This is a genomic window from Cellulomonas sp. NPDC058312, from assembly GCF_042880135.1.
Taxonomy (GTDB): domain Bacteria; phylum Actinomycetota; class Actinomycetes; order Actinomycetales; family Cellulomonadaceae; genus Cellulomonas.
Window position 1 is genome coordinate 247736 of the sequence record NZ_JBHVZE010000004.1, and the last position, 15752, is coordinate 263487.

General features: G+C 76.7%; 14 protein-coding genes. 5 read left to right on the plus strand and 9 right to left on the minus strand.

Annotated elements, in window-relative coordinates:
- The 3 genes from ACFVXN_RS13710 to ACFVXN_RS13720 all read right to left on the minus strand — a co-directional run bounded on the left by ACFVXN_RS13710 (position 1) and on the right by ACFVXN_RS13720 (position 2615).
- Complete coding sequence (locus tag ACFVXN_RS13710) at positions 1 to 369, minus strand: NADH-quinone oxidoreductase subunit A (protein WP_389233282.1); 369 nt, start codon at positions 367 to 369, stop codon at positions 1 to 3.
- Positions 370 to 475: 106 nt separating this feature from the next.
- Positions 476 to 1771 (minus strand): geranylgeranyl reductase family protein, encoded by a 1296-nt coding sequence (locus tag ACFVXN_RS13715; protein ID WP_389233285.1) that lies wholly within the window; start codon positions 1769 to 1771, stop codon positions 476 to 478.
- 142 nt (positions 1772 to 1913) lie between these two features.
- Positions 1914 to 2615, minus strand: a complete 702-nt coding sequence (locus tag ACFVXN_RS13720; RefSeq protein WP_389233288.1) for a demethylmenaquinone methyltransferase — start codon at positions 2613 to 2615, stop codon at positions 1914 to 1916.
- Positions 2616 to 2710: 95 nt separating this feature from the next.
- Here ACFVXN_RS13720 and ACFVXN_RS13725 point away from each other — a divergent pair, with 95 nt between their 5' ends.
- Positions 2711 to 4078: an isochorismate synthase MenF gene (locus ACFVXN_RS13725; RefSeq protein WP_389233291.1), complete on the plus strand. Its 1368-nt coding sequence runs from the start codon at positions 2711 to 2713 to the stop codon at positions 4076 to 4078.
- A gap of 225 nt (positions 4079 to 4303) precedes the next feature.
- Here the strand turns inward: ACFVXN_RS13725 and ACFVXN_RS13730 are convergent, their stop codons facing one another.
- The 3 genes from ACFVXN_RS13730 to ACFVXN_RS13740 form a co-directional block, all read right to left on the minus strand.
- Entirely contained in the window at positions 4304 to 6193 is a 1890-nt protein-coding gene (locus ACFVXN_RS13730) for a trypsin-like peptidase domain-containing protein (protein ID WP_389233294.1), read from the minus strand.
- 112 nt (positions 6194 to 6305) lie between these two features.
- A complete protein-coding gene (gene menD, locus ACFVXN_RS13735) occupies positions 6306 to 8090 on the minus strand; it encodes a 2-succinyl-5-enolpyruvyl-6-hydroxy-3-cyclohexene-1-carboxylic-acid synthase (RefSeq protein WP_389233297.1) in 1785 nt (594 codons plus the stop codon).
- A complete protein-coding gene (locus ACFVXN_RS13740) occupies positions 8087 to 9037 on the minus strand; it encodes an o-succinylbenzoate synthase (protein ID WP_389233300.1) in 951 nt (316 codons plus the stop codon). Before ACFVXN_RS13740 ends, menD begins: the two co-directional genes overlap by 4 nt.
- A 42-nt stretch (positions 9038 to 9079) precedes the next feature.
- Between ACFVXN_RS13740 and ACFVXN_RS13745 the strand changes: the two genes are divergently transcribed.
- A complete protein-coding gene (locus tag ACFVXN_RS13745; RefSeq protein WP_389233303.1) occupies positions 9080 to 10036 on the plus strand; it encodes a 1,4-dihydroxy-2-naphthoyl-CoA synthase in 957 nt (318 codons plus the stop codon).
- A 13-nt stretch (positions 10037 to 10049) separates the two neighbouring features.
- On the opposite strand, the gene ACFVXN_RS13750 is transcribed toward ACFVXN_RS13745, so the two are convergent.
- The gene (locus ACFVXN_RS13750) at positions 10050 to 11111 is read right to left on the minus strand and encodes a DUF3048 domain-containing protein (protein ID WP_389233306.1); all 1062 of its coding nucleotides are present in this window, start codon (positions 11109 to 11111) and stop codon (positions 10050 to 10052) included.
- A 91-nt stretch (positions 11112 to 11202) separates the two neighbouring features.
- Here ACFVXN_RS13750 and menE point away from each other — a divergent pair, with 91 nt between their 5' ends.
- Both menE and ACFVXN_RS13760 read left to right on the plus strand, forming a co-directional pair.
- A complete protein-coding gene (menE, locus tag ACFVXN_RS13755; protein WP_389233309.1) occupies positions 11203 to 12405 on the plus strand; it encodes an o-succinylbenzoate--CoA ligase in 1203 nt (400 codons plus the stop codon).
- Between the two features lie 103 nt (positions 12406 to 12508).
- A complete protein-coding gene (locus ACFVXN_RS13760) occupies positions 12509 to 13378 on the plus strand; it encodes a 1,4-dihydroxy-2-naphthoate polyprenyltransferase (protein WP_389233312.1) in 870 nt (289 codons plus the stop codon).
- Positions 13379 to 13509: 131 nt separating this feature from the next.
- Here the strand turns inward: ACFVXN_RS13760 and ACFVXN_RS13765 are convergent, their stop codons facing one another.
- Positions 13510 to 13818: a DUF4229 domain-containing protein gene (locus tag ACFVXN_RS13765; protein ID WP_389233315.1), complete on the minus strand. Its 309-nt coding sequence runs from the start codon at positions 13816 to 13818 to the stop codon at positions 13510 to 13512.
- A gap of 58 nt (positions 13819 to 13876) precedes the next feature.
- On the opposite strand from ACFVXN_RS13765, the gene ACFVXN_RS13770 reads away from it, so the two are divergent.
- Entirely contained in the window at positions 13877 to 14290 is a 414-nt protein-coding gene (locus ACFVXN_RS13770) for a PLDc N-terminal domain-containing protein (RefSeq protein WP_389233318.1), read from the plus strand.
- A 340-nt stretch (positions 14291 to 14630) separates the two neighbouring features.
- On the opposite strand, the gene ccsB is transcribed toward ACFVXN_RS13770, so the two are convergent.
- Positions 14631 to 15749, minus strand: a complete 1119-nt coding sequence (ccsB, locus tag ACFVXN_RS13775; RefSeq protein ID WP_389233321.1) for a c-type cytochrome biogenesis protein CcsB — start codon at positions 15747 to 15749, stop codon at positions 14631 to 14633.
- Positions 15750 to 15752 lie beyond the last annotated feature (3 nt).

The following is a 15752-nucleotide window of genomic DNA, read 5'->3' on the forward strand; positions in this document are numbered from 1 at the left end:
TCAGTCCTCGTCCCAGTCCAGGCCGCCGCGGCGCCACTCGTACAGGAAGGGCACCGTGATCAGCGCCAGGAAACCCACCATCGCGACGAGCCCGAACATCGCGAGCTCGGTGAAGTCGACGGCCCACGGGTAGAGGAAGACCACCTCGATGTCGAAGACGATGAACGTCATCGCGACGAGGTAGTACTTCACGGGGAAGCGTCCGCCGCCGACCGCGTGCGGGGTCGGCTGGATGCCGCACTCGTAGGCCTCGAGCTTCGCGCGGTTGTAGCGCTTCGGGCCCAGCACGGCGCTGGCGGCGAGACCGCCGATCGCGAGGAGCGCGGCGATCCCCATCATGACGAGGAGGGGGACGTACGGGTTGGTCATCGGTGCTCTCCCGGTGGGGGGTGGAGTGCTTCCGCGGGGCTGTGGAGGTGTGCGGGGGGCGGTCCGGCGGGCGAGGCCGGTGCCCCCGTGGGTCAGGGCGGGGCGGTCACGAGGCCGGCGCCAGACGTGCCAGGCCGGCGATCACCCGGTCGACCGCATCGCCGCCGCGCGGCTCGTAGCAGTCGGCGAGCAGCTTGTGCGTGAAGCGCATGACCAGCGGGCGAGGCAGGCCGTACCGCGTGCACGCGCGCATGACCTGCGGGTGCTCGATCAGCTTCACGAACACCCGGCCGAGCGTGTAGTACCCGCCGAGGTCGTCCTTCATCCGCGCGCCGTACGTGGCGAGCGCGCGCTCCCGGCCGGCGGCGGTGCCCCGGGCGGTGGCCTGCACGATGGCGTCGGCGGCCACGCGGCCGGCCTGCAGGGCGTAGGCGATGCCCTCGCCGTTGAACGGGCTGATCATCCCGGCGGCGTCGCCGACCAGCATCAGCCCGCGCCCGTAGAGCGGGCCGCGGTTGAAGCCCATCGGCAGCGCGGCACCGCGCACCGGGCCGATCTGGTTCTCCTCGGTGAACTCCCACTCGGCGGGGGCGTTCGCCATCCACTTCGCGAACAGGTCCTTGTAGTCGACCTTGGTCGCGGCGGCGGTCGAGGACACCGAGCCGAGGCCGACGTTGGCGGTGCCGTCCCCGAGCGAGAAGATCCAGCCGTAGCCGGGCATGAGGTCGGACTCGCCCGGCCTGCCGTCCCACAGCTCGAGGTGCGACTCCATCCACGGGTCGTCGTGCCGCGGGGTCCGGAAGTACGTGCGGACGGCGACGCCCATCGGGCGGTCCACCCGCTTCTCCAGGCCCATCCCGGTCGCGAGCCGGGCGGAGACGCCGTCGGCGGCGATGACCACGGGCGCGCGGTACGTGACGGGGTCGCCCGCGCGGCGGCCGTCGCCGTCGACCGGACGGGCCTGCACGCCCACGACCCGGCCGGTCCGCTCGTCGACCAGGGGACCCGTGACGTTGGTCCTGTCCTGGACCTTGGCCCCGGCGGCCCGCGCGTGCTCGAGCAGCAGGTGGTCGAGGGACATCCGCGACCGCGCGAGCCCGTACGACGGGTACGAGGAGAGCTCGGGCCAGGGCAGCTCGACCACGTGGCCGCCGCCGAGCACGCGCAGCCCGACGTTGCGGATCCAGCCGTCCTGCTCGCGCAGCGGCACGCCCATCCGGGTGAGCTCGGCGACCGCGCGCGGGGTCAGACCGTCGCCGCAGACCTTGTCACGGGGGAATTCCGCCTTGTCGAGCAGCAGCACCGACAGGCCCGCGGCAGCGCAGTGGTAGGCCGCGCTGGACCCGCCGGGTCCGGCTCCGACGACGATGACGTCCGCGTCGTCGCTCTTGCCACTGTGCACTGTCCGCCCCATTTGTGAATGCCTTCACACCTGATGCGACCGAGTCTAGTGAGAAGTCGCGCCGGATGTCTGCGAAGGGTTGCCTGAGTAGCGTCGTCGCTTCCCTGAGGACGTGCCGGGACTTTCGTCCCACGTTTTGTCGTTAATTGATCCCAGGATTTGTCGCCCGGTGCAGCGCGACGATCCCGCCGGACAGGTTCCGGTACGCCACCGAGCGCCAGCCGGCCTCCTGCAGCAGCTCCGCGAGCCCCAGCTGGTCCGGCCAGTCGCGGATCGACTCCGCCAGGTACGCGTACGCGTCCGACTCCCGCGCGACGACCCGCGCCACCTTCGGCAGCGCCCGCATCAGGTAGCCCGAGTACACGGTCCGCAGCGGCGCCCACGTCGGCGCCGAGAACTCGCACACCACCAGCCGGCCGCCCGGCTTCGTCACCCGGCGCATCTCACGCAGCGCGCCGACGGTGTCCACGACGTTGCGCAGCCCGAACGAGATCGTCACCGCGTCGAACGACGCGTCCGCGAACGGCAGCGCCGTCGCGTCGCCCGCGGTGAACGGCAGGTCGGGCCGCCGCAGCTTGCCGACCGCGAGCATCCCCGTCGACAGGTCGCACGGGACGACCTTCACGCCCGCGTCCGCCAGCGGCTCGCTCGACGTGCCCGTCCCCGCCGCCAGGTCCAGCACCGTCTCCCCCGGCAGCGCCGCCAGGCCCTTCAGCGTCGCACGGCGCCACATCCGGTCCTGGCCCAGCGACAGCACGTCGTTGGTCAGGTCGTAGCGGCGGGCGACGCCGTCGAACATCGTGGCGACGTCGTGGGGGTCCTTGTCGAGGGAGGCGCGAGGCATGGGCCCATCGTGTCAGGTCGTCGTGCCCGCGGCGCGCAGGTGTCACCCGCCCCCGGCGCGCAGCTGCTCCAGCGGCGGTCGTACCCTGGTCGGCGATGACCAGCCCCCTGCGCGACGACGACCGCGCGCCGTCCTCGCACCCCGGCCCCCTCGTGGTGCGGACCGTCGCCCTCGACGCCCCCGACGACCTGCTGTCCCTGCTGCCGCAGGACGCGCCGCTGACCTGGGTGCGCCGCGGCGACGGGCTCGTCGGCTGGGGCGAGGCCGTGCGCGTCGAGGTCGCCGGCGCCGAGCGGTTCGCCGACGCCGAGCGCGCGTGGCACCGGCTGGTCGCGCACGCCGTCGTCCGCGACGAGGTGCGGCTGCCCGGCACCGGGCCCGTCGCGTTCGGGTCGTTCGCGTTCGACGACGCGTCCGCCGCCGGCGGGGTGCTCGTCGTCCCGCGCGTCGTCGTCGGCCGGCGCGACGGGCGCGCCTGGCTCACCGTGGTGGAGACCCCCGGGACGCTCGGCGCCGCCCCCGACGCGGGCCTGCTCGCCCGGCACGTCGCGGGGCTGACCCCGGTGCGCGCCCCGGGCGAGGTGACCTACGCCTCCGGCTCCGTCGCCGCCGACGACTGGACCGACGTCGTCGCCCGCGGGGTCGCCGCGATCCGGGCCGGCGAGGTCGACAAGGTCGTGCTCGCCCGCGACGAGATCGCGCGCACCGCCGAGCCCCTCGACGTCCGGCACGCCCTCGGGCGGCTCGCCGAGCACTACCCGACCTGCTGGACGTTCTCCGTCGACGGCATGATCGGCGCCACCCCCGAGCTGCTGGTCCGGTCCGAGAAGGGCCTGGTCACCTCGCGCGTGCTCGCCGGGACGATCCGGCGCACCGGCGACGACGACGCCGACCTCGCCCGCGCGGCGATCCTCGCGCACTCGTCCAAGGACCTCGAGGAGCACGAGTACGCGGTCACCTCGGTGGCCCGGGCCCTCGCGCCGTTCTGCTCCTCCACCAACCTGCCCGACGCCCCGTTCGTGCTGCACCTGCCGAACGTGCTGCACCTGGCCTCCGACGTCACCGGCGTGCTGGCCGGCGTCGGCGAGCCCCTCGGCACGGTCCCCGGTCTGCCGGGGGCGCCGGCCGCCGTCGCCGGGCACCCGACGTCGCTCGCGCTCGCCGCGGCGCTGCACCCCACCGCCGCGGTCTGCGGCACGCCGACCGAGGCCGCCCGCGACCTGATCCGCCGCATCGAGGGCATGGACCGCGCCCGGTACGCCGGGCCGGTGGGCTGGGTCGGCGCGGACGGCGACGGCGAGTGGGGCATCGCGCTGCGGTCCGCCCAGGTCGACGCCGAGGACCCGCACCGGCTGCGGCTGTTCGCCGGCTGCGGCATCGTCGCGGCGTCCGACCCCGCCGCGGAGCTCGCGGAGTCCCGCGCGAAGCTCGTCCCCATGCGCACGGCCCTCGCCACGGACTGAGCACCCACCCCCTCCCCCACCCTCCGCCACCCCGTTCGCCGAGATGGCAGTGCCCGCCTCCGCGCGAGGCCGGTGACGCAGGCGAGCGCCGCCATCTCGGCGGTTCGGGGCGCGGGGGGGTGGACGCACGCGACCCCCGACGCGCGGCCGGGGGTGAGCGCGCGTCGGGGGTCGCCGGGACCCGGGCGGGGCAGGGGGGACCCGCCCGGGTCGGTCAGGGGGTCGTCAGCGACCGCCGCCCTGCTGCTGCTGGAACCACTCCCAGAGCTGCTCGGGGGTCATGTCCTCCGGGTTGGACGGGGCCGAGCCCTGGCCGGAGCCGGAGTCCGCGGCGGTCTCCTCGCGGACCGCGAGCGTGACGTCCACCTCCTGCGACGCGCCGTCGCGGACCAGCGTGAGGGCGACCTGGTCGCCCGACGCCTGCGCCCGGACGTAGCCGGTGAGCGACTCGGCGCCCGCGACGGCCTTGCCGTCGATCGCCACGATGACGTCGCCCTTCTGGACGCCCGCCTCGGCCGCCGGGGACCCGGAGGTCACCGACTCGACCTGCGCGCCGGAGCGCGTCACGCCGTCGGCCGTCGCCGTGCCGTCCGACAGGCCGACCCCGAGGAACGCGTGCTCCGCGGTGCCGTCGGCGATCAGCTGCTGGGCGACCATGTCGGCCAGGTTCACCGGGATGGCGAACCCGAGGCCGATCGACCCGGACTGGCTGGACGTCGTCGCGATCGACGAGGTGATGCCGATGACCCGGCCCTGCGCGTCGAACAGCGGACCGCCCGAGTTGCCGGGGTTGATCGCGGCGTCGATCTGGATGGCGTTCGTCACGACGGACTCGTTGCTGCCGTTCTCCGTGGTGGACACGGGACGGTCGAGCGCCGAGACGATGCCGGTCGTCACCGTGTTGGCCAGGCCGAGCGGGTTGCCGACCGCCATCACCGGGTCGCCGACGGTGACGTCGGTCGAGTCGCCCAGCGAGGCCGGGGTCAGGTCGTCCGGCGCGTCGGTGATCTGGATGACGGCGAGGTCCGTCGTGGGGTCCGTGCCGACCACGTCCGCGGTGAAGATGCGGCCGTCGGTGAGCGTCACCTGCACCTTGTCGTCCTGGGCGCCGGACACGACGTGGTTGTTCGTGACGATGTGCCCGTCGGTGTCGACGATCACGCCGGACCCCTCCGCGCCGCCGGACGAGGTCGTCACCTGGATCGCGACGACCGACGCCTGCACGGCCGACGCGACGGCCTGCCAGTCCGGGTTCTCGGCCGTCGAGCCCGAGACCGGGGCGGTGTCGGTGCTGGAGCGGCCGACGGTGCTGATGTCCGCGGCCCGCGACGTGCCCTCGTCGAACGCACCTGTCAGGGCCGCGGTGCCGAGGCTGGCGAGCAGGGCGGCCGCCACGCCGACGCTCGCGACCGGCAGCCAGATGCTGCGCTCGCGGGTGCGGGTGGTCGTGCCGCCGTGCCCGTCGGACGCACCCGCGGCGCCGAGGCCCGTCGGGTGCTCGCCGCCGCCGGTCGGCGGCTGGCCGGGGGCACCCGGCGCACCGGGGGCGCCCGGGGCCGGGGTGCGGAACGCGGCCAGGGGGTCGCCGGACCGCTGCTGGTGCTGCTGGCCCTGCCCGGCGTGCTGCTGGGGGCCGGGGTGCTGCTGGGGGCCTGCGGCGTGCTGGTGCTGCCCCGGGTGCTGCTGCACGCCCGGGTGGTGCGGGGCGTACTGGCCGTAGCGCGGCTGCTGCCGCGGGTCGGGCGCGCCGGGGTAGCCCTGCGGCGCCTGCTGCTGCGGGGCCGGCTGGTACGGCGCCCGCTGCTGGTACGGCGCGGGGTACGCGGACGTCGGGGGCGCGGCGGGGGCCGGCTGCGCGGGGGCCTGCGGCGCGGGGGTGTGGTCCGCCGGGGTCTGCGGGAGCTGCTGCGTCGCCGCGGGGGCGATGCGCTGCGTCGGGGCGTCCTGCGGGTGGTCCTGCGCGTCGCGGGCCGGCACGGCCTCGGTCGCGGGGGTGGCGTCGTGGGTGGGGACGACCTCGGTCGCGGGCTCGTGCGCGGCGCGCTCGGCGGCCTCGGTGCCCTCCGGCTGCGGCTCGCGGGCGGCGTCCTGGGGTCCCTCGGGGGTGCTGCTCATGGGGTGTACCTCCTTCGTGGACACCATCAGACCCCACGTCGCTGGAACCGTGCTCGGGGGAACCTGGGAGTCCGCTGCGAATCGTCGATGACGCGTGGCGCGCGGTGGCGGCTCAGCCGGGGTCGGCGCCGGTGCGCGCGGCCGCACGGACCGCCGCCACCAGGCGCTCGCCGAGCCCCCGGCGGTCGGCGCGGTCCACCCGCACCTCGACCACGGACGTCCCCCGGCCGGGCGCCGCGAGCGCCGCGGCCAGCGCGGTCGCGTCGGACACGCGCACGTGCCGCACCCCGTACCCCGCGCACAGCGCCGCGAGGTCGGCGGTGTGCGGGGTGCCGAACACCCGCTCGAACGTCCGCGCGCGCTCGGGGGCGCCGTGCTCCAGGGTCGCGAAGATCGACCCGCCGGCGTCGTTGAGCACGACGACCTGGAGGTCGACCTCCGGCTCCGTACCGGGCCGCAGCAGCCCGCCGACGTCGTGCAGGAACGTGAGGTCGCCGACGAGCGCGCGCACCCGGCGCCGCGGCAGGCCGAGCGCGACGCCCGCGGCGGTCGACAGCATCCCGTCGATCCCCGCGAGCCCGCGGTTCGCGAGCACGACCGGCGGCTCGTCCCACCGCGCGACCAGGTCCAGGTCGCGCACCGGGTTGGACGAGCCCACCACCAGGACGTCGCCGGGCACGCTCGCCGCCGCGACGGCCCGCACCGCGGCGGGCCCCGTCATCGGCGGCGTGCTGCGGGTCGGCGGCGCGGCGGGGTCGTCGTCGAGCAGGGCGTCGACGGCCGTGCCCGCGGCGGCGTCGGCCCGCTGCCACGCGCGCAGCCAGGTGCCGGGCTCGGTCGGCGGCTCCGCGAGCCACGCGGCCGGGACGCCGGGCAGCACCCGGTCGGCGGCCCGTCCCGCGTCGGGCCAGCCGGCACCGGTCGGGGCGATGACCGTGAGGTCGACGTCGTCCCGGGCGAGCAGCGCGCTCACCGGACGCGACAGCGTGGGCCTGCCGAGCAGCACGACGGAGCGCACCCGGCCGCCCAGCGCGGGGTCGCCCAGCAGCACGCGGTACGCCGCGAGCGCGTGCGTGCCGCCGCGGGCGCCGGAGGACGGCTCCGCGAGCAGCGGCCACCCGGCGGACTCGGCGAGCCGCCGGGCGTCGGGTCCCGCGCCGTCGCCGGCGACCACGACCACCGGGCCGGGCAGCGCGGCGCGGGCGGGCGCGTCCACGTCGGCCGTGCCGCGTGCGGCGACCAGCACCCGGCCGGGCGACGGCTCCGCGGCGGGCCACGGCTCCGCGCCCGGGGTCAGCGGCTCGCGGTAGGCGAGGTCGAGGTGCACCGGACCGGGGTCGCCGGTGCGGGTGCCGAGCGCCGCGGCGACCGCCCGCGAGACGAGGTGCCGCAGGTCGCGGTCCTCCCCCGGGCGGCCCGCCGGTGCCGGCACGTCGGCGTCCAGCCGGACCGCCGGGCCGAAGATGCCGGTCTGCACCGTGGTCTGGTTCGCCCCGGTGCCGCGCAGCTCGTGCGGACGGTCGGCGGTGAGGAGCAGCAGCGGGACGCCCGCGTGGTGCGCCTCGAGCACCGCGGGGTGCAGGTTCGCGACCGCGGTGCCGGACGTCGTGACGACCGCGACCGGCCGCGGCGGTCCGTCGACGGCGGCGGCGCGGGCCAGCCCGAGGGCGAGGAACGCCGCGGACCGCTCGTCGACCCGGACGTGCAGCCGGACCTCCGGGGCGCCGGCCGGGCGCTCGTCCGCGGGCAGCGCGGCCTCGGCGAGCGCGTACGCGAGCGGCGCGCTGCGGGACCCGGGGGCGAGCACGACGTCCCGGACCCCGTGGGCGGCGAGCTCGGCGACCAGCACCCGGGCGGCGTGCGGCGCGGGTGCCGGGGCGGGGACCCCGGGCGTCACCGGGACACCGCCAGGACGGCCTCGACCCGCTCGGCCCAGCGGGCGGCGGTGGCCTCGTCGGCGGCGGTCGTGTCGAGCCGCTCCGGGTCGGGCACGAGGTCCCGGGCCGCGGCGACCCGCAGGGCGCCGTCGACCGGCAGCAGCGGGTGGGTCACCACGTCGGCGGTGAGCAGCTGGGCCGTCGCCAGGCCGCACGCGAACGGCAGCTCGGGCAGCGCGGCCGCCAGGGCCACCCCGGCGGCCAGGCCGACGGACGTCTCCAGCGCGGACGACACCACCACCGGGAGCCCCACCTGCTCGGCCAGCTCCAGGCACGCCCGCACCCCGCCGAGCGGCTGCACCTTGAGCACCACGACGTCCGCGGCGTCGGCGCGCACCACGGCCAACGGGTCCTCGGCGCGGCGGATCGACTCGTCGGCGGCGATCGGCACGTGCGTCCGCCGGCGGACGCGAGCCAGGTCCGCCACCGACGCGACCGGCTGCTCCGCGTACTCGAGCCCGCCCGCAGCCCGGTCCAGCAGCAGCAGCCGGTCCACGGCGGTGTCGACGTCCCAGCCGGCGTTCGCGTCGACCCGGATCCGGCCGCCCGGCCCCAGGGCGTCCCGCACGGCGGCGAGCCGGTCGGCCTCCTGCGCGGCGTCCTGCCCGGGCTCGGCGACCTTGACCTTCGCGGTCGTGCACCCGCCGGACGCGAGCACCAGGGCGCGGGCCTCGTCGGGGCCGACGGCCGGGATCGTGACGTTCACGGGCACCAGGTCGCGCACCGGCGCGGGCCAGCCGACGTCCGCCGCCTCCCGGGTCGCGCGCCACCAGGCGGCGGACTCGGCGGCGTCGTAGTCCCAGAACGGGCTGAACTCGCCCCACCCGGCGTCCCCGGGGACCAGGACGCCCTCGCGCACGGTGATCCGGCGGAAGCGCGTCCGCAGGGGGATCGCGTAGACGTGCACGTCGCCAGGGTAGAGGGTCGGCGGCCGTCCTACCCTGGGTCGGTGACCGACTCCCTGCCCCCGCGCGTCTCCGACACCTTCGACCCGAGCCGCTGGCGCACGGTCACCGGGTTCGAGGACCTCACCGACCTGACCTACCACCGCGGCGTCGCGCGCGGGGAGGACAGCACCCGCGACCTGCCGGTGGTGCGGATCGCGTTCGACCGGCCCGAGGTCCGCAACGCGTTCCGCCCGCACACCGTCGACGAGCTCTACCGCGCGCTCGACCACGCGCGGATGACGTCCGACGTCGGCACCGTGCTGCTCACCGGCAACGGCCCGAGCCCCAAGGACGGCGGCTACGCGTTCTGCTCCGGCGGCGACCAGCGGATCCGCGGCCGGGACGGCTACCGGTACACCGACACGACGCAGGCGGAGACCGCGGACCACATCGACCCGGCGCGGGCCGGCCGGCTGCACATCCTCGAGGTGCAGCGCCTGATCCGGACCATGCCGAAGGTCGTCGTCGCGGTCGTCAACGGCTGGGCGGCCGGCGGCGGGCACTCGCTGCACGTCGTCGCGGACCTGACGATCGCCTCGCGCGAGCACGCGCGCTTCATGCAGACCGACGCGAACGTCGGCTCGTTCGACGGCGGCTACGGCTCGGCGCTGCTGGCCCGCCAGGTCGGCCAGAAGCGGGCGCGGGAGATCTTCTTCCTCGCGCGCGAGTACTCGGCGCAGGACGCCTACGACTGGGGCGCGGTCAACGACGTCGTCGACCACGCCCGGCTCGAGGAGGCGGCCCTGGAGTACGCCCGGGTCATCGCGACGAAGTCCCCGCAGGCGATCCGGATGCTCAAGTTCGCGTTCAACCTCGCCGACGACGGCCTCGCGGGCCAGCAGGTGTTCGCGGGCGAGGCGACCCGGCTGGCGTACATGACCGACGAGGCCGTCGAGGGCCGGGACGCGTTCCTCGAGCGTCGCGACCCGGACTGGAGCCGGTTCCCGCACTCCTACTGACGGGCAGGTCCGGTCAGGAGATCGCGAGCGAGCCGGTCTCCGCCGGCACCAGCTCCACCCACGTGTTGCCCGGCGCGAGCTGCGCGGGCGCGCCGTCCGCGGTGAACAGCTGCATCGGCGCGTCGCGCGAGTCCTTCTTCCAGGTCACCGGGACGGTCCTGCCGCCGGTGGCCAGCACGCCCTCACCGGTCCCGACCAGGGTGTAGGTGGGCACGACCGCGCCGTTCTGCGCGCCGAACCCGGTACCGGGGTGCGACGCGGTGATCGACACGACGTTGACCGCGGACAGCCGTGCGCCGGTCGCCGAGGTGGCGGGCGTGCTGCCCTCCGAGCGCTCCCACACGGAGCCGTTCCAGGTCCAGGACGGCTTCGACTGGCCGGACAGGCTGAACGCGAGCGTCGTGGCCGGGGTGCCCGCGAGGACGGCGGAGGCGCGCTCGGCGGACCGGGCGAACGCGAACTGCTCCCCGGGGCTGTTCTGGTGGTTCGCGTCGGCCTGCACCCACAGGTCGCTGGTGTCGGCGTACACGTTGTGGGGCGCCGACCGCGACTTCAGCCGGTAGAGCCCGGGCGCGCCGGCGTCGTGGCTGATGGCCTGCACCGGGGCCTCGGCCACCAGCGCCAGGATCCCCGCCTGACCGCCCGAGAAGGTCAGCAGACCGTTCAGCGGCGCCACGATCGGCGGGTCCATCGGACGCACGGACCGGATCGGACCGACCTCCGTGGGGGTCTGCGAGTGGAACACCGCGATCAGGCGGGACACCTCGAACTCGACGATGGTCTCCCAGACCACGTCCGCCTGGTCCAGCCCGGACTGCGGGCGCGCGACGGCGGTGTTCTCGATCTTCACCGCGAGCGCCGGGCGGTTCACCGGCTCACCGGCGACACCGGTCAGCGGCCACGTCGGCGCGACGACCGGCTCGGGCACCGCGACCTTGTCGGCCTGCAGCGACGGCCCGACCGTGCTCGCCTCCGGCGCCGGCTCGCCGCCCTGCGAACAGCCCGCGAGCAGCATCGCGGCGGCGAGCGTGAGCCCGGCGACGCTCCGCAGGCGGCCCCTGGTGGTGTGGATCATGTGCGACAAACCCCTCGTGCAGCGTCCCGCGCCCCAGCGGTGCCCGGTCGCGCGTCCCGCGACACTCTACGGGCGCACCTACGCTGGCGGTGTGAGCCGCCCTGTCCGCGTCGTGCCCGCGTCCGCCCGCACGGTGCCCGCGCTGACCGCCGCCCTCGCAGCCGCGCTCGACGGGTCGGGACCTGCGGTGCTGCCCGTCGAGGACGGGGCGACGCCCGACCCGGGCGCTCCGGTGCCCGACGACGTGGCGCTGCTGGTCCGGACGTCGGGGTCGACGGGCGCCCCCCGCGAGGTGATGCTCACCGCCGCCGCGCTGCGGGCGTCGGCGGGCGCGACCGAGGTGCGGCTCGCCGGGCCCGGCCGGTGGCTGCTGCCGCTGCCGCCCGCGCACGTCGCCGGGCTCCAGGTGCTGGTGCGGTCGATCGTCGCGGGCACCACGCCCCACGTGCTGGCCGGGCCGTTCCGCGTCGACGCGTTCGCTGTCGCCGTCGCCGCGCTCCCCGCGGACGGCCTCCCCCGGTACACCTCGCTGGTCCCCACGCAGGTGCACCGGCTGCTCGACGACCCCGCCGGCCGGGACGCGCTGGCCGCGTTCGACGCCGTGCTGCTCGGCGGTGCGGCGGCCCCGCCCGGGCTGGTCGACCGGGCTCGCGCCGCCGGCGCGCGCGTCGTGACGACCTACGGCATGTCGGAGACCTCGGGCGGCTGCGTGTACGACGGCGTGCCGCTCGACGGCGTGACGGTCGACCTGGGCGCCGACGGGCGGATCCGGCTCGCCGGCCCGGTGCTCGCCACCGGCTACCGCGGCCGACCCGACCTGGACGCCGAGCTGTTCGAGGTCGCCGACGGCACCCGGTGGCTGCGGACCAGCGACCTGGGGCGGTGGACGGACTCCGGCGCGGGGCGGCGGCTCGAGGTGCTGGGCCGGGCGGACGACGTCGTGGTCACGGGTGGCGAGAAGGTCGCCCCCGCCGCCGTCGAGCGCGCCCTGTCCGGGCTGCCGGGCGTCGGCGAGGTGCTGGTCGTCGGCGTCCCCGACCCGGAGTGGGGTCAGGCGCTGGTCGCGGTCGTCGTCCCGGCCGCCGGCACCACCGGCCCCGACCTCGTCGACCTGCGCCGGACGGCCGCCGACCGGCTGGGCCGCGCCGCCGCGCCCCGGCACCTCGTCACCGTCGCGGCGCTGCCGCTGCGCGGGCCCGGCAAGCCCGACCGGCGGGGTGCGGCCGCGCTCGCCGTCGACGCGCTGGCGCACCCCACCCCCGGCGCCGACCCGCAGGACCGTCCGCCGGGGTGACCACCGGCACGCCCCCGCCGCTGCGTCCCGGCCCGCCGCGCCGGGTACGGTCGCTGCGCGGCCCTCGGCACCCCCGCCCGTCCCGCCGCACGACAGGAGCATCATGGCCACCCCGTCCGAGTGGATCGCCGGCGCACGACCGCGCACCCTGCCCGCCGCCGCCGCGCCCGTGCTGGTCGGCACCGGAGCCGCCGCGCAGATCGACGCCGCGCACCTCGGCCTGGCCCTGCTCGCGCTCGGCGTCGCCCTCGCGCTCCAGGTCGGCGTCAACTACGCCAACGACTACTCCGACGGCGTGCGCGGTACGGACACCAACCGGGTCGGTCCGCTGCGGCTGACCGCCAGCGCCCTCGCCCGCCCGCGCGAGGTCAAGCTCGCCGCGTTCGCGGCGTTCGGCGTCGCCGGGCTGTTCGGGCTCGGGCTGGTCGCCGCGACCGGCCAGTGGTGGCTGCTCGCGATCGGCGCCGTGTGCGTGCTGGCCGCCTGGTTCTACACCGGCGGCAAGCGCCCCTACGGCTACCTCGGCCTCGGCGAGGTCGGTGTCTTCGTGTTCTTCGGGCTGGTCGCCGTGCTCGGCACCACCTACACCCAGGCGGGGCGCCTGACGTGGCCCGCGTGGGTCGGCGCCGTCGCCGTCGGCCTGATCGCCTGCGCCCTGCTCATGGTCAACAACCTGCGCGACGTGCCGACCGACTCCCTCGTCGGCAAGCGCACCCTCGCGGTCCGGCTCGGCGAGCGCCGCGCCCGCATCGCCTACGCGGCCATGGTGATCCTGCCCGTGGTGCTCGGGCTGGTCTGCGCGCTCGCGAACCCCTGGGCGCTGCTGGTGATGCTGCTCGCGCTGCCCGCCGGGATCCTGGCGTTCACCGTGCTGGTCGGCGCCCGCGGGATCGCCCTGGTGCCGGTGCTCGCCGGCACGGGGATGTACGAGCTGGGCTTCGGCGTGCTGCTGGGCCTCGGCCTGGCGCTCTGACCCTCCGGGCGATCCCGGCTCGGAGGGCCGAGGTCGCACGATCGGGCCGAGGTCGGCATCGGGGACGCCCTCCCTCGGCCGGGAGGGGCGACCTCGGCCGCCGGGTCGACCTCGCTCGCCGGGTCGACCGGTCAGAGCACGCGGCCGGGGGGCAGACCGTCCGGGCCGTGGTCGGCGGCGTCGACGGCCGCGTCCTCCGCCGCGGCGTCCTGCGCGGCGCTGCGGGACAGGCGGGGGCGGTCGCCGCGGGCCGCCGCGCGCGCCTGGAGCCACTCGGCGGCACGCACCCGGGGGCCCTGGAGGAGCAGGTAGGACAGCAGGGCGGCCAGCACGGCCGCACCGATCACGCCGAACAGGTAGCCGGTCCCCGCGAGCACGAGGGCGACCAGGCAGACCACGAACAGCGCGAGCCGGAGCAGGGAGTAGGTGACGACGGGCACCCCCTCAGCGTACGGGCGCCCGCTGGCCCGCACCGCGCGGCGGCTTAGGGTGGACGGCATGGCCCGCGCACTGCTGTTCCTCGTGATCATCGGCCTGGCGGTGTACGCGCTCGCGGACATCGCCACCAGCGACGAGCACGCGCGCCGCGGGATCCCCCGGGGCGTCTGGCTCGTCGTCGCGTTGGTGCCGGTGGTCGGGGCGGTCGTGTGGATCGCGTCGAGCCGGGCCCAGCGCGCTGCCGGTGGTGGCGCTGCGGGCGGCGGCGGGGCGGCTCGACCGGGCGGACCCGGCGGTACCGGACCTCGACGCGGCGGCCCCGTGGCCCCGGACGACGACCCCGAGTTCCTCTGGCGCCTCGAGCAGGACCGCCTCCGCCGCGAGCGCGAGGCCCGCCGCGACGACGACCCCCGCCGCGATGACGACCCCCGCCCGGCCGGCGACGACGTCTCCGACGAGGGCACCCGCGGCTGACGCGCCGCGCCCCGCTGACGCGCACCACCCGCCGCCACGCCGCCCGCCGCCGAGACAGGACCCGCGCGCCGAGGTAGGGCCTGCGCACGTCCTGTCTCGAGGCGGAGGCCCTGTCTCGGCAAGAGCAGCAGCGCACGCAGGCGCCGGGCGACCAGGGACGCGCGCCCCGATCGGACCGGCCCGAGCCCCACGCGTCCGCGAGCCGGTCCCGTCGAGTCAGGACCGCCGCGCCCAGTCAGGGCCTCCGGGCGTCCTGTCTCGCCGCGGCAGACCTATCTCGGCGAAGGCGGCAAGCAGCGGCGGGCAGGGGGGCGGCCCGCGGTGGGGGGCCGCGGGCCGGTCAGAGGCCCGAGTACGAGTGCTTGCCCGTGACGAAGAGGTTCACGACGGTGAAGTTCATCAGCACCACCGCGTAGCCGACGTACACGAAGTACGCGGCCCGCCGGCCGGCCCAGCCGCGGGTGGTCCGGGCGTGCAGGTACGCCGCGTACACGACCCAGGCGACGAACGTGCCGACCTCCTTGGGGTCCCAGCCCCAGTAGCGGCCCCACGCGTGCTCGGCCCAGATGGCGCCGCCGATGAGCGTGAGCGTCCAGAGCACGAAGCCGATCGCGTTCAGGCGGAACGACAGGGCCTCGAGGTTGCGGGCGGACGGCACGGTCCGCAGCCAGGACCAGGCGGGGCCGGTCACCCGCCACCGGGCGAGCGGGCGGCGCAGGCCGTCGAACCGGCCCCACGCGTGGTCGAGGTGCGAGCGGCCGGTCTCGCGACCGTCCTGGAGCACCTGGAGCACGGCGGTCGCGAACGCGACGGTGAAGATGCCGGTGGCGATGATCGCGACGCCGACGTGCAGCACCAGCCAGTAGCTCTGCAGGGCGGGCTGGACCTCCTCGGCCTGCACGTAGAACGCGTTGAGCCCGAGGACCAGGGCGAGCACGCCGATGCCCATGACGACGACGCCGAGGAACGGGATCACCCGGCGGCGCTGCACGACGGCCAGCACCACCGCGGCGACGAACGTGCCGACCAGGGTGTACTCGTACATGTTCGCGGTGGGCCAGCGCCCGGCGGCGAGGCCGCGCAGCACGATGCCGGCGAGCAGCAGCACGACGCCGAGGTAGGTCGTCGACCGGGCGATGCCGGTGCTCCGCGACGGGCCGAGGTCGGGGTCGACCGACCCGTCGGCGGCGACCGGGCCGGCGGCGGCGGCGGCGTCGGCGGTCACGGACTCGGCGGGCACGGACGCGACGGGCGCCGCGGGCCCGCCGGCGCCGACAGGCTGCCGCGCGGCGGCGCGGGCCTGCTTCGCGGCGGCGACCTTCGCGGCGCGGGCGGCCCGGTGCTCGCGCGAGGACGCGTCGGCGACCCGGGCGAGGGCGGCGGAGTACGCGATGAGCGCGATCGTGAACGCGGTGGCCGCCCCCCACACGAGCAGGGTGCTGATGTCGCCGAGGGGCATGTC